Raw genomic sequence first — 22,475 nt, forward strand, 5'->3', positions numbered from 1 at the left:
TTTTTTCAATGAAGCATCACTTTTACCAGTTTGCATTTGCCCTGATACTGGCAATAACCTCATGCAGCTATGTCATAGCGCAGCAAAATTCTCTTTTGGAAAAAAGAGTCAGTATGAATGCTGAGTCAGAACCACTTGATGCATTCTTGAATCGCTTGTCCAAGGAAGTTGGAGGTGTATTTTCTTACAGCCCCTCCACACTGGACATCAACAGAACAATTACTGGGAGTTTTTCTGATCAATCATGCCGGGAAGTTCTGGAAGAAGTTTTTGATGGATCGATCAATTACAAGCAAAAGGGTGTCTATCTAATTCTAACTCCTGCCCCACCAGCTGAAAAAGAAATCACAATTAGTGGCTACGTGGTGGATCAAAAATCAGGGGATAGAATCCAAAATGCGACTGTTTATAACCCCATCACATTGCAATCTTCTGTCACGGATGAATTTGGTTTTTTTGAATTTCAGGTAAAAAATCCAGCTGAAGAAAATTTTGAATTAATCGTCAAAAAGAAGGATTATGCTGACACCTTGCTCGTCGAAAGCCGAACATCCAGATTTCAGAAAATTTTCTTGAAAGGAGAAGGAGAAGATGCTTCACCTATCGTTCGCAGCCTCACGGAGCCGATGAAAAACTTTTGGATCTGGACCAAAAACTCGGTTGGATTTACCAACCTGGAAAACGTCCCGGACACGCTGCATCGAGGTTTTCAACTTTCATTCGTTCCTTTTATTGGTACCAACAGAAAAATTTCTGGCTCGGTAACCAATGATTTCTCTCTCAATGTTTTGGGAGGTTTTTCCGGAGGAACAGAAAAAGTTGAAATTGGCGGGCTTTTCAATATCAACCGAAGAAATGTAAAATTCTTTCAGGCGGCAGGACTTTTCAATCAGGTCGGCGGTACAGTCAAAGGCTTTCAGGTGGCAGGTTTAACAAACGTCAATTTGGATTCTGTAAAAGCAGCCCAGTTTGCCGGGATTGCCAACTTCACCACAGGTCCAGCTTCAGGCTTACAGACCGCTGGTGTTTTTAATATTTCTACTTCTGACATAAAAGGTGTTCAGCTTGCTGGAGTTGCCAATTACACCCATAAAAATGTCTATGGCGGTCAAATAGCAGGGATTTTGAACATTGGCAAAAATGTGAATGGATTCCAACTTGGATTGCTAAACTATTCTGACAGCACCTCTGGCACGCCCATTGGTTTGATCAGTTTTGTGAGAAAAGGCTACCATAAAGTGGAAATTGGAGCTGATGAAGTACTTCCACTGAATATTTCTTTGAGGACAGGAACGAGAGGATTTTACAATATGATTTTCGCTGGGATGCGTCCTGAAAAAGCTGATTCTGTAACCTGGGCTTTCGGATATGGTGTGGGCACATCACCCAGGCTGGCGAAAAAGCTATTTTTAAATTTTGAGCTTAGCTCACAGCAATTGATCAAAGGAAATATCCAAGCTTTAAACCTGATCAACCGAGCCTATTTAGGCTTAGATTACCAGTTTGCAAATAAGGTCGGCATCTACGCAGGACCTAGTATCAATCTTCGTGTTTACGACAGCACTTTCAGTGATCACCCGGATTTATTTTCTTATATGAACCCTAAAATCATCTCTGAAAATGACTTCCAAGGTGATCTAAAAAGTCAACTTTGGTGGGGTTTCCGAGCTGGAATACGCTTTTTTTAAAATTTCTGAAAAAAAATTACTGACCGAATAGGGGTTGGAAAGTTTTCGATTGTCATAGAACCGAAAACTAAACCAACATTATGAAAACGGTTCAAAGACTTATAGTAGCAGCTCTTTTATTTGGGTTTAATCCTATTGACTCATTTTCACAGTCTGAATCAGATACTACCGAAAAAGAGATCATCAATCATACGGAGCTTCAAATTTCTATTGTTCCTTATTTGGGAACCAATGGAGGTAATTCAGGAAATACGATCAATGATTTCTCATTCAATTTATTTGGAGGTTATTCTGCAGGTACAAACAAACTGGAATTAGCGGGCTTATTTAACATCAACCGATTTGATGTAAAGCATGCGCAATTTGCCGGGATTTTCAACCAAGTAGGAGGTTCATTTGAAGGAGCCCAATTTGCAGGAATTGTGAATTCCACTTTGGATTCCATCCAGGGTGTTCAGGGCGCTGGAATCGTAAATTTCACAACTGGAAAAGTGGATGGAGCCCAAATGGCCGGAATCACCAATTTCACCAGCAAGTCAATGAGAGGATTCCAAGGTGCCGGAATTTTGAATTTCGCTGGTCAAAATCTTACTGGGTTTCAAGGCGCGGGTATTGCTAATTTCGCAGGAGGAAATGTCCACGGAGTCCAAGCGGCAGGAATTTTGAATTTCACTCCAAAAGATGTCCAAGGTGCGCAAATCGCGGGTATTCTGAATTTTGCCAGAAATGTAAAAGGAAGTCAAATCGGATTAATAAACTATTCCGATAGCATCACAGGAGCTCCAATTGGATTGATCAGTTACGTGAAAAGCGGCTATCACACCTTGGAAATAAGTACGAATGAGGTCATGCCACTGAACCTTGCATTCAGGACAGGGACAAGAAGTTTTTATAACATTATCACTGCAGGATTCCGACCAGAGATTAGAAATGAAACTGTCTGGGCTTTTGGATATGGTCTAGGAAGCTCTCCGAGACTTGGAAAAAACACCTTCTTGAACATCGAACTGACTTCTGAACAAATGCAAAAAGGCAATGTCGAAGCGCTGAATCTGATCAATCGGTTTTATATAGGAGCCGATTTCCAAGTGGCTAATAAGTTTGGGATTTTTGCCGGTCCGACTATCAATTACCGAATTTACGAAACATCCTTTGACCAGCATCCAGAGCTATTTTACTACAACGGATTCCAAACTTTTTCGGAACATACTTTCCGCTACAATAAGGATCTAGCTGGTCAATTCTGGTGGGGATTCCGTGCTGGAATCCGATTCCTATAATCCTTTAAAATCCTAAAAACAACCTTCCTGAATTTATTCAGGCTGGAATCCTATTGTCTAAAAACCCTAACAAGCACATGGAAACAATATTAAAAACCTATTTATTTCTAATGCTTTCTCTTTTAAGTTTTGCGGCCAAAACTCAAACTCTTTCTCAAACTATTAGAGGGAAAGTGGTAGACCAAGTGACTCAAATTCCAATGCCCGGAGCAACAGTCATGGTGTTAAATACTGATCCGCTTTTGGGTGAAATCACCAATGAACTTGGAGAATTTAAAATCCCTGCTGTCCCTATTGGTTCGCAAACCTTACGGGTAAGTTTTGTAGGCTACAAGGACATCATTCTTCCAAATATCCAGGTCAATTCCGGTAAGGAAGTGGTTTTACAGATTGCATTGGAAGAGGATATCACACAAATCCAAGAGTTTGTAGTCACCGCCACTGACAAAGACCGAACTATCAATGAAATGGTTGTAGTCAGCGGAAGAACGTTCTCCGTGGAAGAAGCCAGAAAGTTTGCTGCCGCAGTGAATGATCCGGGAAGAATGGCTATTTCGTTTTCAGGAGTTGTGGGAACAGATGATGGGAATAATACGATCTCTGTCCGCGGAAACAGCCCAAACGGTTTGCTTTGGAGAATGGAAGGAATCGACATCCCTAACCCAAATCACTTTGTCAATCCTGGCAGTTCGGGAGGCGGAGTGTCTATTTTGAGCAGCCAACTGCTCGCCAATTCGGACTTTCTTACAGGAGCTTTTGCTGCGGAATATGGCAATGCACTTTCCGGAGTGTTTGATCTAAATCTCAGAAAGGGCAATAATGAAAATCAGGAATTTACTGTTCAGGCTGGCTTTTTGGGATTGGATCTTGCGGCAGAAGGACCAATCGCTAAAAATTACCGAGGCTCTTACTTGGTCAATTATAGATATTCAACACTTTCCCTACTTTCAAAACTAGGCTTACCATTGGGTGATTTTGTCACCAACTTTCAGGATCTGTCTTTCAATGTGTACCTTCCCACTGGCAAAAAAAGCAGTATTTCGCTTTTTGGATTTGGTGGATTGAGTGATCAAAAAAGTAATGCAGAGTCTGACTCCTTGATTTGGGAGAGTGAAGGAGACCGATATAGTTCCAAATTTTTGTCCAATACCGGGGCTGTGGGAATCAAGTATTCAACGACATTAAACCAATCCAACTTCCTGCAAACAACTCTTTTGGCTTCGGGGAATACTATTGGAGATCAAGGTTCGCGTTTGGACAATGAATATTTTAATGAAGATCGCTACGATGAAAAATTCAGTAATTCCAAAATCACTTTCAGTTCGGTTTTAAACTCCAAACTCTCTGCACGATCCAGCTTAAGATCTGGTATCTATCTGAACCAATTGTACTACACACTCTATCAGGAAAATTATGATAAGGACGTAAAACGTTTGGTAAAAAACATTGATTCAGATGGAAGTACTCAAAGTATCCAGGCCTTTTCCCAGTGGAATTATCGGGCCACAGATCGGCTGACGGTGAACTTGGGATTACATTACCTCCAGCTTTTGCTGAATAACTCAAATTCACTTGAGCCTAGAGCGAGCATTTCCTATGAATTGGATGAAAAACAGCGCCTGAGCTTCGGATATGGACTTCATAGTCAAGTTCAGCCACTTGGGACTTACTTTGCAGAAAAAGAAATATCAGGCCAAATCACTTTGCCAAACCACGACTTAGACCTGAGTAAATCACACCATTTTGTATTGGGATACGATCGTTCACTCAATCCTTTACTTCGTCTAAAAATCGAAACCTATTACCAGCATTTATTCCAGATTCCAATCAAAGAAGGAGCTGATCAAACCTATTCCATTATCAATCAGGAATGGTCATTTGCAACCGACCCATTGATCAATAAAGGCTATGGAAAAAATTATGGAGTGGAAATGACTTTGGAACAGTTTACCCATAACAATCTCTATTTCCTTCTTTCAACTTCATTGTATAATTCCCAATACAAAACCCAAGAAAATGTCTGGAGAAACACCCGATTCAATGGAAACCTGAATGTCACTTTTACTGGCGAGAAAGAATTTGAATTAAGAAAAAACAGAACATTGGGAATCAATATTCGGGGAATTTACGGTGGAGGATTGCGGACCACTCCAATCCTGCTGGATGAATCTATTCAAAAAGGCGAAACCGTACTGGATGATTCCAAAGCTTTTGAAGAACAAAATCCTGCTTATTTCAGAACTGATTTGAGGTTAAGTTTAAAAAGGAACAAGGAAAAATCGACCAGAATCTGGGCATTGGATATTCAAAATGCTACCAATCGAAAAAATATTTATGGAAGATATTATGAGCCTATGGACTCAGAAATCAAAACTTCCTATCAAGCACCTTTAATTCCAATTTTAAGTTATAGGGTTGAATTCTAATGACAGGAATTGGTCTTAAATACGGGATGTCGGTCACCCTGAGCGGAGTCGAAGGGTCCTCGACTCCGCTCGGACTGACCCGCATATCGTGCAATTAAATCAATCTTTCATTAGTAGCATTGGAGCAACAAAAGTCGCGTAAAACGAAAGCCTAACGAAGCGAAATAAAAAACATTTCTATTTGGAGAATCTCGTTTCTCAAGTGGTCAATGTGACAAAAATAAATTATAAAACAACCTCTAATTTTCGATTTTCTTGAGTTTTACTTCAACTCTTTCTTCAAAATTTTACCGGTAGCGGACATTGGTAAGGCATGCATAAACTCGATTATTCTGGGATATTTATAAGAGGCGATATGCTCTTTCGTCCATGATTTCAACTCATCCTCTGTCATTTCAAATCCTTTGTTTAACACGACGCAAGCTTTGATTTCTTCACCAGATTCATCGCTTGGCACACCAATTACCGCAACCATAGATACAGCCTCATGTTTCATCATCACTTCCTCGATCTCTCTAGGATAAACGTTCAGCCCTTTTCGGATAATCATTTCCTTGGTACGATCCACGATGAAAAAGAACCCGTCCTCATCTTTTACGGCGACGTCACCTGAATATAGCCATCCATCTTTGATGGTTTCTGCTGTCGCTTTTGGGTTATTGTAATACCCTTTCATCACATTGTGGCCTCTATAAATGAGTTCTCCTTTTTCTCCCACGGGCAATTCTTTTCCTTCAGAATCCACAATTTTCACTTCCACACCCCATACTGGAACTCCAACTGATCCTGGTTTTTTGCCAAATTCTTTTTGGTTAAAAGTCACCACTGGCGATCCTTCCGACATTCCATATCCTTCGAATATGGGTACGTTAAATTTCGCTTCAAAATTCTCCAGCACATTGACGGGCAAAGCAGCTCCACCAGAAACGCAGGTTTTCAGATTTTTGGCAATATTTTCCAGATTCACCCCATCCCCTTCCGCATTCAGCAGTCCCCAATACATGGTTGGAACTCCTGCAAAAATACTTACTTGATGCTTTTCCATTAATGAAAGAACCTGATTGCCTTCAAACCTTGGTAGCAATATGCTGGTAGCTCCTGCATATAATCCAGCATTCATCAAAACGGTCATCGCAAAAATGTGGAACAAAGGCAATACGATCAGTTGAGTGTCACTATTTTCCAATGAAAGAATCTTTACAGAGAGCATCGCATTCAGAAGCAGGTTAGAGTGGGTAAGCTCTGCACCTTTTGGTTTTCCGGTCGTACCGGAAGTATAGATAATCAAAGCTGTGTCATCGGCATCAGTCACCATGGTAGAATAAATAGGTGATCTAGTTGCCATTAACATGCCCAAAGTTTTTATTCCTTCAAAAGGCGATGAATCTGACATTTGAGGTGTTATGACAAAGAAATGCTCACAGGAAGTCGCATTCTGAAAGCCTTCAAAACCTTCCTTCGCCATCGGCAGTTCTTTGGTGCCCTCGAAACAAAAATAGGCTTTGGCTCCAGAATTTTTAAGATGGTATTCGACTTCATCATGTTTAAGCAAGACAGAAAGTGGTACCACTATAGCTCCGGCTTTTAAAATCCCGAAATAGACCATTGGAAAATAAGGAAGGTTGAGGCAGCTCAATGCCACTCGATCACCTTTGTGGATTCCCATGGTATTTAAAGCATTTGCAATTTGGTTTGCTGCACCATTCACCTGAGCAAAAGTCAAATGCTTGTCCATAAAAATAAACGCGTCTTTTGTGGGGTACTTTCTCGCGCTTTCTTCCAGTAAAACTGCAAGATTCATCATAACAGTGTAGATTAAATTGGGTTCGATAAAACAATAAAGGGATATAATCTAAGAATTTTATTCGGCAAATCCTTGATTTTCAATCAATATGGTAAGGAAAAAGCCATATAAGCATCTCCACTTTTTGTTCCTTTTCCTCCTCCGCAAGCGATGACCAAAAATTGCTTCCCATCGACTTCGTAGACAGCTGGTGTGGCATGTCCTGCAGCTGGCAAAGAAGCCTGCCAAAGCAACTCTCCAGTATCTTTATCAAAAGCTCTGATTTTTTCATCTTTGGTGGCTGCAATAAAGACTAAACCTCCAGCTGTGGCGACAGGTCCACCATAATTTTCTGTTCCGGTAGGTTCAAATCCTTGTGCACTTAAAGAGTCGATTTCACCCAAGGTAATTTGCCATTTTTGCTTTCCTGTATTCATATCGATTGCCGTCAAAAGTCCCCAAGGAGGATTGCTTCCATATAGCCCTTCTTTGGTCGTTAACCTTTTATAGCCATTCATAAAATAGCGTGGAGCCAAAGGTGCATTTTCAAATTCCATCTCTTTCTTATCTCCCTCTTCGATTTGTCCATTCAATATATAATTGACCAAAACTTTTCTGTTTTCCTCAGAAATATGATCAAAAGCCGGCATCGCTCCTCTTCCCTTTTTCAACAAAGTGTGAAGTGAATCCATTGTGTATTTTTGGTCAATACCCAACAGTGAGGGAACTGCAGGCGGATTCCCTTTCCTTTCCAACCCATGACAATTCCCGCAATAGGTTGTGTAGATAGACTGCCCGACATTCTCAAACGCTGCGTTTGGAGTCATTTCGATCAGCCATGGAATCTGATTGGCATTGATGTACATGGTTTGATTTTCCGGATCAAAAGAGGCTCCACCCCATTCTCCTCCCCCGTCCATGCCTGGGAATAAAACGATCCCATGCTCGGCGCTAGGGGGTCCCCAAGTTTCTCCAATCTTCACATTTTTCAATTGCTCGCGGATATCTGCTTCCCATTCGGGCTTCAGATTTAAGATATCCTGATCCTCAAATTTCATTTTCATAAAAGGCTCTGGGAGCGTTGGAATCGGTTGGGTCAAAGAAGTTTTCTCTCCGGGAAGATTGCTTTGTGGCATTGCTACTTCCTCGATCGGCCAGATTGGCTCTCCTGTTTCCCGATCAAAAACGTATGTCATTCCTTGTTTGGAAATCTGCGCCACCGCATCGATCCAAGAGCCATTTTTCTTGATTCGGATCAAGTTTGGATTGGCGGGAAAATCCCTGTCCCAGACATCATGATGGACAGCCTGAAAATGCCATTTTCTTTCACCCGTATTTGCATCCAGCGCGATCAAAGAATTTGCAAATAAATTATCCCCTTCTCTAAATCCACCCCAAAAATCATAGGTTGCTGACCCTGTCGGCACAAAAACGATTTCTCTTTGCTGATCGACAACCATACCTGCCCAATTATTTGCGCCACCTATTTTCTTGACATGCTCGGGATCCCAAGTTTCGTATCCAAATTCGCCTTCATGCGGAATGGTATGAAAAATCCATTCTCGCTTTCCAGTCTTTACATTATAAGCCCGGATATGACCAGGAGCTGCGTCCAGACCTTCGGAAAGCCGCATTCCTATGATGATTTTATCTTTGAATATCACTCCAGGTGCATTGGCAACGATCAAAAAATCATCTCTTTCGGTATCTAAACCCTTTCTCAAATCTACTTTTCCTCCCTCTCCAAAATCCTCAATCGGCTTACCAGTCAAAGCATCCACTGCCATCAACCAATTGCCAGCTCCAAAAAGGATTCTCTTGTCCTCTCCTTCTTCCCAATAGCTCACTCCTCTGTTGGTTCCTGCCCAAGAATTCTCTCCTCCCAAAATCTCAAATGGATCAAATCTCCAGACCTCTTTCCCAGTTCCTGCCTCCAAAGCAAATACGTTTAACTTGGGAGTGGTTCCATAGAGTAGTCCATTGACAACTATAGGCTGGCACTGAATCTGCGATCGCTCGGTTTTATCGCCAGTTTGATAGGTCCAGGCAACATCCAAAGTGCTGACAGTTTCTCTATTGATCTGATCTAATGAGGAATATCGGGAACCATCTTCTGGCCCGCCGTAATGAGACCAATCCGTGTAATCAATTTTGGGAGTTGGTTTTTCGCAGGAAAAATGTAAAAGTAAAAACAGTGTGAAACAGGCTTTCAGAAGTTTCATAAGGAGGGTTTATTGCTTTTAGACACAGAATATCGTCTTTTTTTAAGCCCTCCCCAAATTATTACCTATGCCAAATGACAAAAAATAATTTATCCGGAATATGGAAAATCTAAAGGGTCTGGATAAGTATATTGAAACCCTGTTTTTAATAACTTTTCAGTGGAAACCAGTCGGTCTTCACCCTCCTTCTCTGGTGCGTAACTCTTTGGCTTTTCCAACCCTACCGATTCGGCATTCTTTTCATAAACATCTTTTCTCTTCGGGTGAATTGGAGAAGTGGCATTAAACAGTTCACCCCAAATCTCATTTTCCAATACCCAAGCAATTGTTCTCACCGCATCCTCTTGATGGATGTAATTCACTCGAGTATGTCCGACGACGTTATCTTTTCCAGCGAAATATTTTCCTGGAATTCTTTCCTCTCCCATCAAACCTGAAAAACGAATAATCGTCAAGTCATAATTTGTAGAACTTGAAATCATCTTTTCAGCATCCCAAAGTGTTTTGTTTCCCACATTATCTGTACTTAACTCACAATTTTCATCATAAGGAAACTCAGATAGACTGCTGGGATAAATACCTGTACTTGAGATAAAAATCACCTTTTTCACTTTAGATTGATTGATCATACTTTTCAAAAACTTGATCTGTTCCAAATAAAAATCGGCTGACTGAACCCTAGACCTAGGAGGTATATTGATCACCAAATAATCTCCTTCAAAAAGCTTTTGAAATCCGCTACCTACAGGATGTGGAGCCATTTCCAATCTCACCGCATCTAAGTCAGAATTCAATAAATCATTCTTCTTTTGCTCAGAGGTTGTACTTCCTACTACTTTCCAACCTTGATTTTTTAAAAATATCGCGAGGGGTTTTCCGGTCCATCCGAGACCAATGATTCCTACTTCTTTCATTTGAGTTTTTTTACTTAGACAGCTAATGAAATTTGATTTGGGGATTTTTTGGATTATAAAAAAACCTCCCGAATGAGGAGGTTTGATTTTATTATTTCTTAGGCATGGTTCCCAGAAGGATGTCCCATAGCGGTGTACTCACTCCAAATGCTACATCAGGATCTTTGTAATGATGGATAGCATGATTTACCCAAAGAACTTTCATGAAATTTTTTGGCGGAGCCAATGCATGTACTAAATAATGGAAGCCCAAATAGCTCGCATATCCGAAAAGAAATCCAGGAAGAAAATACAATGCATAATCTCCCATGATCAGGGTAAATACTAGGTAAAATATAGCTGCATAGGCCGCAGACACAAAAGGTGGCATTGCCAGTCTATATTTATCTTTTGGGTAATCATGATGAACACCATGCACGGTATACTGTAATTTATCCTTGATTGGAGTATTTGGCTCCATGTGGAAAAAATGCTTATGCATCATATACTCCACAAAAGTGAAAACAATGTAACCAATGACGGTAATACCAAGTCCCATTACTAAATCTATGCTGGTAGTGGTATAAGCATAATAAAATGAAATACCTGCAAAAACGATAAACATGGTAATTGGCACTAAAATGTTTGTCCGTGTCAACCTTTCCAATACAGGGTTGGTAAACATCCGTGCTGTATTAAAATTGTCAGGTTTATCTAGTCTTCCAATCTTTTTCATACTAAGATTCAATCAAATTTACTTATTCCTAAAGGTCTCCCCTTATTTGAAATACAAAGTTAAGCTATTTGAGTTATTAGAGGGTTTAATGTGTTATTATAATATAAGAAATTATTAAATAGGTGCTAATGTGGACTCTATTGTCTTTTTATAATAATCTACATATAATGGTAAAATCGCCGAAATATCGAATTCTAAAGCTCTAGCCAAGGCATTTTCCTTGAATTTAGCCAAATTTTTATCATCCAAAATATACAATGCCTTATCTTTCATCGCTTTAACATCGCCAACTTCACAGACAAATCCTGTCACTCCATCGACATTCAGCTCAGGAATTCCTCCTGCATTTGAGGTTAAAATAGGAACTTCACAGGCCATTGCTTCTAAAGCAGCCAAACCAAAACTCTCTTTTTCGGATGGCATTACAAATAAATCCGCCACTGATAATACTTCTTCGACAGCATCGAGTTTACCAAGGAATCGGACATCATCACAAGTTCCTAATTCTCTGCAAAGCCGCTCCATTTTGTCCCGCTCAGGTCCATCACCAACGAGCAAAAGTTTGGCAGGAATCTGTTTTCTGACCTCATAAAAAACACGAATGACATCTTCCACACGCTTGACTTTTCGGAAGTTAGAGGTGTGAACCAATAATTTCTCTCCGTTTGGACAAATTGCCAATTTAAAGTGTTCCTTCTTTTGTCTCTTGAATCTTTCCAGATCTATAAAATTGGGAATAACTTCTATTTCCCTTCGAATGTCAAAATGAGAAAACGTCTCTTTCTTCAAATCTTCTGAAACTGCGGTAACTCCATCTGATTGATTGATACTGAATGTCACTACAGGTTCATAGCTTGGATCTTTTCCTACCAACGTAATGTCTGTTCCATGCAGAGTAGTCACTACAGGAATTCTGATTCCCTGCTCTTTCAGGATTTGTTTTGCCATGTATGCTGCAGAAGCATGAGGAATGGCATAATGAACATGCAATAAATCCAACTCTTCATATTTCACTACTGAAACCATTTTACTGGCTAAAGCAAGTTCATAAGGCGCGTGCTCAAATAAAGGATAGCTTTTAATGTCTACTTCATGGTAGAATAAATTCTCACTAAAAAAGTCCAGTCGGGTCGGTTGTCTATAGGTAATGAAGTGAATTTCATGACCTAATTTCGCCAAGCCTTTTCCAAGTTCTGTAGCTACTACTCCACTACCCCCAAAGGTAGGGTAGCAAACAATGCCTATTTTCATGTGATTATTTTTGATTTTCTACGGCCACATGGAATCTCGCATTGGCTGAATCCATCAAAACACCAGATGGGATAAGTCTTGCTTGATTTCATATTTCAGATGGTATCGGTGTTTAAACCTGACTTTAAACACGATTTGGGTTTGATTTTGTTCAAATTAAGAATTTTTAATCCAATTAATTTTGAGAATCAACCCTTATCAACCATCAAACCTTTTGAAATACAAAGTTTTACAGAATAATTATTAGAAAAATAAATTTCAAAGAAATACAGAAAAAGGACAAAATAGACTCAAAAAACAGCTATTTGAGAGCTATTTCGACTTACCCATAGCCTGATAAATGATATCGTGGATTTCTGTTCGAACCCCTTCTTTTAGAAGTTTTGTATTGTTGGCATCAGGATAAACCCGATTGGATAAGAAAACATAAATCAGATTATTATCCGGGTCAGCCCAAATACAAGTCCCAGTAAATCCGGTATGGCCATAAACTGATTTTGGAGCCAAGTCTCCAGCAGATCCTCCTTTTCCTACTTCCTTATTTGGCTTATCCCAACCCCAACCTCTTCGGCTTTGATTTGACTGGTTTTTGGTAAAGGTTTCCACCACCTCTGGCTTGATCAAAGCAACATCCCCATAGTATCCTTTGTTGAGCATCATCTGCATCATGACTGCCAAATCATTTGCTTTACCAAAAAGCCCGGCATGACCAGCCACCCCTCCAAACATTGCAGCTCCAGGATCATGAACATAACCTCTCACTAGTCTTTTACGGAAAGCAACATCATCTTCTGTTGGAGCGATATTGTCAACTGGCATTTTTTCAGTTGGCTTAAAAGTTAGCGTACTCAACCCTAATGGCTCATAAAAATTCTGATCCATAAATTCATTCAATGGTTGATTGACTACTCTCTCTACTACCGCCTGCATCAAGTACATGGTCAAATCAGAATAAACATACTTGTATCTGCCTCCCGATTTCTGCATCAACTTGGACTCTACAGTCCAGTTCCAGATGCTATCTCTTAAATCATCTCGACCAAACATGTCATTTGATACTGGCCTCGTAAAACCTGGTTCTGCAGTGGGTTTGTAAAAATCCCCTCTCCAACTCCCATTTTGGACAGTCTTGGCATAATGAGGAATGTATGCAACCAAACCTGCCTCATGGGCCATCACATCTTTCAAAACGAGCTTTTCTTTGTTGGTCCCTCTCAACTCCGGTAGATAGTCGCTAAGAGTTTTATTCATATCCAGCTCTCCTCTACTTACTAAAAACATGACCGCCTGAGTTGTTGCCAAAACTTTTGTAATAGAAGCTAAATCATATACAGTTTCTGAATTTACTTTCGGACTGGCTTTGTATTCCAACTGTCCATAAGATCGCTCAAAAACAACTTTTCCATCTTTCACCACAAGTACACTTGCTCCCGGTGTCGCTTGAATTCTAATTGCTTTCTCAGCCACTTCATCAATCTTATCTAACACTGCGCCGTCCAAACCTACACTTTCAGGAGTCCCATAAGATAATCTATGGTTTCCAGGCAAAAATCCTCCTACTCCTTCGGTATATTGATCACTAACTGAAACCGGCAAAATACCTTGGGCAGGTCTACCTCCAAAAAGAATTTGAGGGGCTAGCTCCTGCGTGATATCATTATTTTCGTAGGCAAAAACTACATTCTCCAAGCCTTCCAGATATTGGGCTGCATAAGAGTTGCCGAATAATACTACGACTACTTTCTGCCTTTTGCTTAAGTCTTTCAAGAGCTGAACATCTCCAGGCGCAATACCAAATTTACGTGAAGGACTATTCGTCACGCCCATCAAACCGACTACGACCACATCAAAGTCTTCTAACTTCTTCATGGTATTATAATGTGACGTCTGATCTGCTGCTTTCTTGATGGAGAAATGCTCAAACTTGGAATATTTAGAGAGGTATTTTTGAAATTCTTTCCCCTCATCTCCAATCGTTAAACTGGCAAAGTTCTTTAGATCCAATTGCTTAAATGGAATCAGATCGTCCTTATTTGTAGCGACTGTAATGGCATCCGCATAGAGTTCTTCTGTAATTACCTTTGTTTTAGGAGTATTTAGTCGGTCAATCAGGCCTCTGGTTTTTATCGGTCTATACTCATTTAAACCTGCCCAATATTTTGCCTTCAATACTTTTTTTACCCTTCTATTTATTTCCGACTCAGCAATTACTCCATCCTCTACAGCTCTTTTTATAATTGCTTTTGCCTTGGGCACATCCTGTGAATACAATAAAATATCATTTCCAGCCAGCAATGCTTTCAGATCCACCTCTCCGGGAGCATTTGTTTTGGCAACTCCCTTCATATTAAGAGCATCCGTAAAAATCAGTCCCTGAAAATTCATCCTGTCCTGCAGGAGATCTGTCACCACTTTTTTGGAAAGGCTAGTTGCCATGTTGGCTGTCGGATCCAAGCTCGGAATATTTAAATGTGCCACCATTACGGACATTAAATTTTCCCTGAATAACTCTTGATAAGGATATAAATCAATGTCCCAGATTCTTTGCTCTGGATTTTTGATCACGGGAAGAGAATAATGGCTATCCACTTCAGTATCACCATGACCTGGAAAATGCTTGGCATTTGCAATTACTCCATGATCTTGAAGCCCTTTCATGTAGGCTACCGCTCGCTGGGTCACCAATTTTTTATTTTCTCCAAATGCCCTGTATCCAATCACAGGATTATCAGGATTGGAATTCACGTCGACTACGGGAGCAAAATTGATGTGCATGCCCAGTTCTTTGAACTGTCGTGCCATTTCAGTTCCCATTTCATAGATCAGATCCGTATCCTGCACAGCCCCTAAGGTCATTGCTTTTGGAAAATCAGGAACAGAGTCAAGACGCATACTGATACCCCATTCGGCATCCATAGCAATAAATAATGGGGTTTTGGAAAGTGCCTGGTAATAATTGGTCAATCGGGCTTGTCTATCCGGACCTCCCTGAAAAAATATCAATCCTCCCAGATTCTCATTCTCAACCAATTTTGCAATCTCATTGACATGGTTTTGATCTTTGTTTGAATAGGCAGCAACCATAAACAATTGCCCAAGTCGATCCTCGAAATTCAGCGAATTAAATACACTATCAACCCAACTTTTTTGGTCTAATGCATCGTTGCTGATCAATGGATCTTCGAGCCTTGCAAACTTATCCGCTTTTCCAGAAGTGAATAAAACTGCAATAAATCCTACGGTCAATACCCTCCAAAGCTTCATGCTCATTCCCCTGTAAAATTTTTAATCCTTAACTTTTAAAATAAATTTGTGAAAACGGCCACGCGGATAATTCGTATGATAAAATTCCGCTCCTTTGTTCCCGGGCCGTCTGTTGGTCTATTACCTGTGGAACTAAGGATAATTGAAGATATAAAAGATCGACCAAGAATGATCAATTTTTAGGGTTAAATGCGCTATAAATTTGATATCTGGTCGATGTTCTTGAACTTTATCCCATCATGAACCTTCACATTAACGTGAAGTTTCATTCAAACCATATATTACCATGAAATTTCCATCCGTATTTCGTACTGCCAGCCCGATGCGTTTTGATATCAAACCCAGGTATTATGACCCAGTCAAGGAGGAAATTGACCAGCGAACTTCCCGAATAAAAAAAGAGCTGGAAGCAGAAGGGAAAATCAGTCCTGGAGATGAAACTTCAGATTTTAAATATCAATCAGGTATCAGAGGTGCATTTGCCCAGCATAGAGGCATGAAAGAAAAGAGCGTCAATCCATTGACAACTACCGGCATGATCCGGTCCTTTATTTTCTTTATACTTCTGGGTGGACTAGGTGGATATATTTATTTAGGACCAGTCATTTTTGAATACATTTTATATCTCACGGCCATTATTGCAGGGATTTATTTTTTCTTCAGGCTAAAACCAAAAAAGAAAGATGAGTGATATCATTCAGCTCTTGCCGGATGCCATCGCCAATCAAATCGCCGCTGGAGAAGTAGTTCAAAGACCTGCTTCTGCTTTAAAAGAATTATTGGAAAATTCGGTTGATTCTGGAGCTACTCAAATCCAGGTAATCGTCAAAGAAGCTGGGAAACAGCTGATTCAAGTCATTGATAATGGGAAAGGAATGTCTCAAACGGATGCTCGAATGAGTTTCGAAAGGCATGCAACTTCTAAAATCAAGACCAGTAATGACTTATTTTCAATCAAAACCTTTGGATTCAGAGGAGAGGCTTTAGCTTCTATTGCAGCCGTCGCACAAGTAGAGCTCAAAACAAAACAAGCAGACTCCGATTTAGGCACGCTGATCCAAATAGAAGGTTCAGACATCAAAAAACAAGAGCCAATCGCAGTGCAGAACGGAACATCGGTGGCGATGAAAAATCTGTTTTACAATGTGCCTGCAAGAAGAAACTTCCTGAAATCCAATCCCGTGGAAATGCGTCACATCGTGGATGAATTTCAACGAGTGGCTCTTTCTTATCCGGAAATCGCATTTACACTCTATCAACAAGATTTAGAAGTTTTCAATCTTCCCCCTGGCAAATTAAGTCAGCGGATTGTAGGGCTTTTCGGTAAAAATTATCAAGGACAATTGGTGCCTTGTGAAGAGTTGACTCCACACATCAATGTAAAGGGCTATATCGGCAAACCCGAAAATGCAAAAAAAACCCGCGGAGAACAGTTTTTCTTTGTTAACAACAGATTTATCAAAAGCAGTTATCTCAATCACGCAGTTTCTAATGCTTTTGAAGGACTGATCCAGTCAGATCAACATCCTTTCTATGTGTTATTTCTAGAAATTGATCCCTCTCATATCGATATCAACGTTCATCCAACAAAGACTGAAATTAAGTTTGACGATGAGAGGACTGTCTATGCAGTCATTCGATCTGCAGTAAAACAAGCCCTTGGAGCCCATCACGTCGTCCCTTCACTTGACTTTTCTTTTGATGTGAATTTTACTGATAACTGGACGAAAGATCCTTCCAAAAAAGATCAAGTGGACAGAGAATACAGCTACAAAAGCTACAATACTCCAGAATTTAAAAAATCAAGTACTTCCGGCTGGGAAAAGCTATTTGAAGGCCAAAATTCATCCGTTAAAACCGTGGACCAATCTACGGAAGAAGAACCTGAAGTACTGACGTTCCCAAGTCGGGCATCTCAGGAAGAAAATCGGGAATTCACTGCTCCAAGACCTGAAGAAGAATCCACTGGCACTACTTTTCAGGTGGAGTTAAACTATATTGTGGCTCAAATGTCTACTGGGATGTTGATCCTGGATCAGCAGATCGCCCATGAAAGAATTTTATACGAGCGTTACATCAAGCAGTTGAATTCGGCACAAGGCCCATCTCAGCAATGTTTGTTTCCGCCAACTGTCCAACTAAGTGCTTCAGACTTTGCTTTGGTCATGGATATCCTTCCTGAACTCCATAGCCTGGGTTTTATGGTTTCTGAGTTTGGAAAAGACACGATCATTATTCAGGGCGTACCGGCAGATATTCAGTCAAAAAGCGAAAAGGATCTTTTCGAAGGATTACTTGAGCAGTATAAAAACTTTAAAAACGAGCTTTCTTTAGAAAACAGAGAGAATTTAGCGAGATCATTGGCGAGAAAATCGGCATTGAAAAGAGGGCAAAAATTGACTTCACAAGAGATGGAAACACTCGTAGGACAATTATTTGCCTGCCAAAACCCAAATTATGGGCTTTCTGGGAACAAAACCTTTATCAAATTGGATTTATCCAGCATCCACTCCTTCTTCGGAAAATAGTATGTTTAGAAATATCACTCCTGTAGTACAAAATCTTTTATTGATCAACGTGGTCTTATTCCTGGTTTCGGGATTTATATTTCCACAGCTCGGTGACTGGTTTGCTTTATACTACATCAACAGCCCTTATTTTAAACCATTTCAGTTTCTGACTTACATGTTTATGCATGCAGGTTTTTGGCACCTATTCAGCAACATGCTAGGCCTGGTGGTTTTTGGCCCATTGTTAGAGCAGTTTTTAGGACCTAAAAAATTATTGATTCTATGGATGGTTTGTGGAGTGGGGTCCGGAGTCCTTTATTCTGCTTATTCCAGCTATAAAATGAATTCACTTCAGGATAAAGTTGCTTCTTTTCAGATGGATCCTGATCCAGATAAATTCAATAAACTGGTTTTAGAAAATAGAGGCTATTTTGACAGAGCCATCTTTGATTTTGTGGATGATTACAGCAGAAATCCTAACGATCAGGTAAAGATCAACAGAGCAAGTCAAACACTGGATGCAATTGTAAATATTCAGGGAAATGTACCTATGGTTGGAGCTTCGGGAGCTTTGTTTGGAATTCTGATTGCCTTTGGGATGCTATTTCCAAATACTCAGCTTTTCCTTTTATTTCCACCAATGCCCGTAAAAGCCAAATATTTGGTGCTTTTTTATGGTCTTTATACGGTTTACAACGTACTGGTAAATAATCCAACGGACAATGTCGCCCACTTTGCCCATTTAGGAGGGTTGATCATTGGTGGGATTTTAGTTTACTTCTGGAAAAAAGATAGAAAAAGTTTTTATTAACGATGTACGGAAATTTTTGGGAAAATCTTCGAAACGCCTTCCGGCATGATAACAACAGCCTTTATAAGCTGATTGCAATCAATTTATTGGTGTTTTTGGTGTTGCTTGTCTCAAGAGTGATGCTCACTATTACAGGCTTTGGAGATGTTTATTCTGCAGGCGTTTCTCTTTTTATGATGCCTGCCTCTTTGACCAAGTTGATATCCCAACCTTGGGCTATATTTTCCTACATGTTCATGCATGAAGGGATTTTCCATATCCTATTCAACATGTTGTTTTTATTCTGGTTTGGCCAATTGGTGCACCAGTTTTTAGGCAGCAGAAAGTTGGCAAATCTATACATATTAGGAGGTTTGGCAGGTGCGCTATTTTATGTATTGATTTATAATCTAGCTCCTTATTTCCGAGGATCAGTGGATAGTTCATTGATGCTAGGGGCAAGCGCAGGAGTTTTTGCAATCGTAGTAGGTGCTGCGACTTTAAGTCCAAACACTACTTTTTTCCTAATATTATTAGGTCCAGTCAAGATTAAATACATCGCGATTTTCTATGTAATCCTATCTTTTGCGAATTCTGCAGGGGCAAATGCCGGTGGAGAATTAGCGCATTTAGGCGGCGCGTTGATGGGCTTCCTTTACATTGTGGAGTTACGAAGAGGAATTGATTTAGGAGTGCCTGTGCAGAAAGTCGGAATCTTCTTTGAAAACATATTTTCTAGACGGAAGAAAGTAAATGTCTCCTACAGAAGACCAAAAAGCAGCAGTAACTTTAAGCCTTTTACCAAATCAACTCCTGCAGCTAAGCCTGCGGCCAAACAAGGAGAAGCTTCTCAGGAAGAGATAGATGTTATTTTAGATAAAATCGCAGAAAAGGGCTACGAAGCACTTTCTAAAGATGAAAAGAGAAAGCTTTTCGAATTCAGCAAAAAGTAATTAAAGTGGAAATGCAAACCCAAAGCGGAAACCAACCTCGCGAGGATACTGGCTTTGAGCTTTGAATTCTGTACTCAAACCCACCCATTCGGTCATAGGAATATAAGCGCCAACACCTACGTTAGCTCCTTTATAATTCCTCTTTGTTCCTGCACCATCCGGATTTGTATTTTCCCAGCTTTGGCTGTAGCCTGCCATAAAATAGAGCTGTGAAGTACCAACAGAAACATAATATCTCAAATCAGCACTGAAATTACTGGCCTTACCCACATTTGGGAAAATCTTGGTGTAACTCGGCATGATTGCAAAATTGTCCACAAAAAAATATTCGAAACCTGCACCTACACCAAAATACTTATATCGCAATCCATAGGATCCTAAAACATGTAATCTGCTGTCTCCCTGAGTCTGAGCAGAGGCCACAAAAGACAAAGCAAAACAGGCGAAAAACAAAAGAATGACTTTTTTCATAGAGGAGAATTTTTAAAAATTTAGCTGGCTTTTTGCAATTATCAAAATGAGGTGATTTTAAAGAGCGGCTACTTCGTTCCTATTTGCCAATTGCCCACAAGCTGCATCAATGTCCTGACCTCTGGATTTTCTGACTTTGGCAATAATCCCCTGCCCTTCTAAAACGCGAACATACATGTCCACAGCCTCTTGTTTTGCCTGACGGAATTCGCCCTCATCAATCGGATTGTATTGGATAATATTCACTTTTGATGGAATGATTTTACAGAATTTGGCCAAGGCTTTCGCATGGCGCTCATCGTCATTCACTCCATCCCAAATCACATATTCGTAAGTAACTTTTCTACCAGTCTTCTGATACCAATATTTCAAAGCCTCTCCCAATTCCTCGATCGGATTGCTGTCATTGATAGGCATGAGTCGGGAACGAGTTTCATTAATGGCTGAGTGTAGTGAAACTGCCAAATTGAACTTGACCTCATCGTCCGCCATTTTACGGATCATTTTGGTCACACCGACAGTAGATAAAGTAATTCTTCTTGCAGCCATACCCAATCCTTCCGGAGAAGTGATTTTGTCAATCGCTGCGATCACATTTGCATAGTTTAGTAAAGGTTCTCCCATTCCCATAAAAACGATATTGGTCAAAGGCCTTTGAAAATAGGTTTCTGCTTCGTCTTTGATAGCCACCACCTGATCATAAATTTCATCAGGATTCAAATTCCTCATTCTCTTTAATCGCGCTGTTGCACAAAAATTACAGTCCAGACTGCAACCAACTTGAGAGGAAACGCAGGCGGTAATCCTTTTGGAAGTAGGGATCAGAACCGACTCTACGATCTTATCATCATATAATTTAACCGCATTTTTGATGGTTCCATCTTCGGAGTGCTGCATCAAATCTACCCGGATATGATTGATAGTAAAATGAGTTTTCAATAGTTCTCTGGTGCTCAGAGAAATATTGCTCATATCATCAAAGTTCTTCAAAGACTTATTCCAAAGCCATTCATAAACTTGTTTGGCCCGGAACTTCTTTTCCCCTTGAGCCAAAAAAAACTCCTCCAATTCAGGTAGGCTTAACTTACGGATGTCTTTTTTTGGGGTCTCTTCCATGTTGCAATTTAGGGATTAAGGCTGGAAATAGTGGAATGCAATTTCCTGGCTTTGAGTTCGCAAAATTACAAGTTCTTGACTGGTCTTTACCAAGACTTTGTAAATTGATTATCAAATCTTCATCCAATGAAAATCAAAGTTTGTCTAATTCAGGACTCCCCGGTCTTTTTTGACAAGGAAAAAACGCTTCAAAAAGTCGAATTACTTTGTCGAAAGCATGTAGAAGCAGGACATCAACTCATCGTTTTTCCGGAATCATTTATTCCCGGCTATCCAAGAGGTTTTTCTTTTGGAGCAAAAATCGGAAGTCGAAGCGAAGCGGGTAGGAATCTATACCTCAAGTATTACCAAAACAGCTTTGAATTGGAAACTGAAGATCAGGATCGTTTAGAAAAACTCTGTCAGGAGCTAAAGATTTATTTGGTCATTGGTGTAACAGAAAGAAATCGAAAGAGCGGGAGTTTATACTGCTCCATGCTCTATTTTTCACCAAACGGCTTATTGGGTGTGCATCGGAAAATCAAACCGACTGGCACTGAGAGATTGATATGGGCAGAAGATTCAGGAAAGTCGCTGGTCAGCTTTGATACTAAAATCGGCAAATTGGGAGGGCTGATCTGTTGGGAAAATTATATGCCTTTAGCAAGAATGGCGATGTATCAAAAAGGTGTAGAAATCTACATCGCTCCTACAGCCGATGCACGGGAAAACTGGATCGCTACCATGAAGCATATTGCATTGGAAGGCCGCTGTTTTGTCTTAGGATGCAATCAATTTTTCACCAAGTCCATGTATTCTCAGGAATATCAACATGAAGTAAAAGATGATCCAGAAGTTATTTGTTCCGGAGGAACTGTAATCGTTTCTCCGATGGGTGAAATTTTAGCTGGTCCGTTACTGGGTGAATCTGGAGCAGTTTGTGCAGAAATTGATCTTCAGGAAATCATCAAAAGCAAATTGGATTTTGATCCAATCAGACATTATAACCGAGATGATATATTTCATTTTCAAGTAATTAACCAGCCTTATATAAAAGTTGAAAAATAGCCTTTTTGAATTCAATCACCTGAATTGAGGGAATATGCCGGTGGA

At 40.1% G+C, this 22,475-nt stretch carries 16 protein-coding genes; 8 read left to right on the forward strand and 8 right to left on the reverse strand.

Annotation, left to right across the window (positions count from 1 at the left end; translation table 11 throughout):
- The first annotated feature begins 8 nt into the window (after positions 1-8).
- The 3 genes from FHS59_RS08415 to FHS59_RS08425 all read left to right on the forward strand — a co-directional run bounded on the left by FHS59_RS08415 (position 9) and on the right by FHS59_RS08425 (position 5,394).
- A complete protein-coding gene (locus FHS59_RS08415) occupies positions 9-1,688 on the forward strand; it encodes a peptidase associated/transthyretin-like domain-containing protein (protein WP_184494704.1) in 1,680 nt (559 codons plus the stop codon).
- Between the two features lie 80 nt (positions 1,689-1,768).
- Complete coding sequence (locus FHS59_RS08420; protein WP_184494705.1) at positions 1,769-2,968, forward strand: hypothetical protein; 1,200 nt, start codon at positions 1,769-1,771, stop codon at positions 2,966-2,968.
- Between the two features lie 77 nt (positions 2,969-3,045).
- Positions 3,046-5,394: a TonB-dependent receptor gene (locus FHS59_RS08425; protein ID WP_184494706.1), complete on the forward strand. Its 2,349-nt coding sequence runs from the start codon at positions 3,046-3,048 to the stop codon at positions 5,392-5,394.
- A gap of 262 nt (positions 5,395-5,656) precedes the next feature.
- On the opposite strand, the gene FHS59_RS08430 is transcribed toward FHS59_RS08425, so the two are convergent.
- The 6 genes from FHS59_RS08430 to FHS59_RS08455 all read right to left on the reverse strand — a co-directional run bounded on the left by FHS59_RS08430 (position 5,657) and on the right by FHS59_RS08455 (position 15,549).
- Positions 5,657-7,198: a long-chain-fatty-acid--CoA ligase gene (locus tag FHS59_RS08430; RefSeq protein ID WP_184494707.1), complete on the reverse strand. Its 1,542-nt coding sequence runs from the start codon at positions 7,196-7,198 to the stop codon at positions 5,657-5,659.
- An 83-nt stretch (positions 7,199-7,281) separates the two neighbouring features.
- A complete protein-coding gene (locus FHS59_RS08435) occupies positions 7,282-9,399 on the reverse strand; it encodes an outer membrane protein assembly factor BamB family protein (RefSeq protein ID WP_184494708.1) in 2,118 nt (705 codons plus the stop codon).
- 89 nt (positions 9,400-9,488) lie between these two features.
- Positions 9,489-10,313 carry a Rossmann-fold NAD(P)-binding domain-containing protein gene (locus tag FHS59_RS08440; RefSeq protein ID WP_184494709.1) on the reverse strand — a complete coding sequence of 275 codons (825 nt, stop codon included), beginning with the start codon at positions 10,311-10,313 and terminating at the stop codon, positions 9,489-9,491.
- Positions 10,314-10,404: 91 nt separating this feature from the next.
- A complete protein-coding gene (locus FHS59_RS08445) occupies positions 10,405-11,028 on the reverse strand; it encodes a sterol desaturase family protein (RefSeq protein ID WP_184494710.1) in 624 nt (207 codons plus the stop codon).
- A 114-nt stretch (positions 11,029-11,142) separates the two neighbouring features.
- Positions 11,143-12,279: an N-acetyl-alpha-D-glucosaminyl L-malate synthase BshA gene (gene bshA, locus FHS59_RS08450; RefSeq protein WP_184494711.1), complete on the reverse strand. Its 1,137-nt coding sequence runs from the start codon at positions 12,277-12,279 to the stop codon at positions 11,143-11,145.
- 312 nt (positions 12,280-12,591) lie between these two features.
- Positions 12,592-15,549, reverse strand: coding sequence for a glycoside hydrolase family 3 N-terminal domain-containing protein (locus FHS59_RS08455; protein ID WP_184494712.1), 2,958 nt, complete (start codon positions 15,547-15,549; stop codon positions 12,592-12,594).
- 280 nt (positions 15,550-15,829) lie between these two features.
- Here FHS59_RS08455 and FHS59_RS08460 point away from each other — a divergent pair, with 280 nt between their 5' ends.
- The 4 genes from FHS59_RS08460 to FHS59_RS08475 are packed head-to-tail and all read left to right on the forward strand — an operon-like array spanning position 15,830 to position 19,796.
- Complete coding sequence (locus FHS59_RS08460) at positions 15,830-16,234, forward strand: hypothetical protein (RefSeq protein ID WP_184494713.1); 405 nt, start codon at positions 15,830-15,832, stop codon at positions 16,232-16,234.
- Entirely contained in the window at positions 16,227-18,071 is a 1,845-nt protein-coding gene (mutL, locus tag FHS59_RS08465; RefSeq protein ID WP_184494714.1) for a DNA mismatch repair endonuclease MutL, read from the forward strand. Before FHS59_RS08460 ends, mutL begins: the two co-directional genes overlap by 8 nt.
- 1 nt (position 18,072) lies before the next feature.
- Positions 18,073-18,864 carry a rhomboid family intramembrane serine protease gene (locus FHS59_RS08470; RefSeq protein ID WP_184494715.1) on the forward strand — a complete coding sequence of 264 codons (792 nt, stop codon included), beginning with the start codon at positions 18,073-18,075 and terminating at the stop codon, positions 18,862-18,864.
- 2 nt (positions 18,865-18,866) lie between these two features.
- Positions 18,867-19,796, forward strand: a complete 930-nt coding sequence (locus FHS59_RS08475) for a rhomboid family protein (RefSeq protein WP_184494716.1) — start codon at positions 18,867-18,869, stop codon at positions 19,794-19,796.
- On the opposite strand, the gene FHS59_RS08480 is transcribed toward FHS59_RS08475, so the two are convergent.
- Entirely contained in the window at positions 19,797-20,267 is a 471-nt protein-coding gene (locus tag FHS59_RS08480) for a porin family protein (protein WP_184494717.1), read from the reverse strand.
- A 57-nt stretch (positions 20,268-20,324) separates the two neighbouring features.
- Entirely contained in the window at positions 20,325-21,383 is a 1,059-nt protein-coding gene (rlmN, locus tag FHS59_RS08485) for a 23S rRNA (adenine(2503)-C(2))-methyltransferase RlmN (protein ID WP_184494718.1), read from the reverse strand.
- A 126-nt stretch (positions 21,384-21,509) separates the two neighbouring features.
- On the opposite strand from rlmN, the gene FHS59_RS08490 reads away from it, so the two are divergent.
- Positions 21,510-22,430, forward strand: a complete 921-nt coding sequence (locus FHS59_RS08490) for a carbon-nitrogen hydrolase family protein (RefSeq protein WP_184494719.1) — start codon at positions 21,510-21,512, stop codon at positions 22,428-22,430.
- The last annotated feature ends 45 nt before the right edge of the window (positions 22,431-22,475 follow it).

The organism is Algoriphagus iocasae, from assembly GCF_014206875.1.
Classification (GTDB): domain Bacteria; phylum Bacteroidota; class Bacteroidia; order Cytophagales; family Cyclobacteriaceae; genus Algoriphagus; species Algoriphagus iocasae.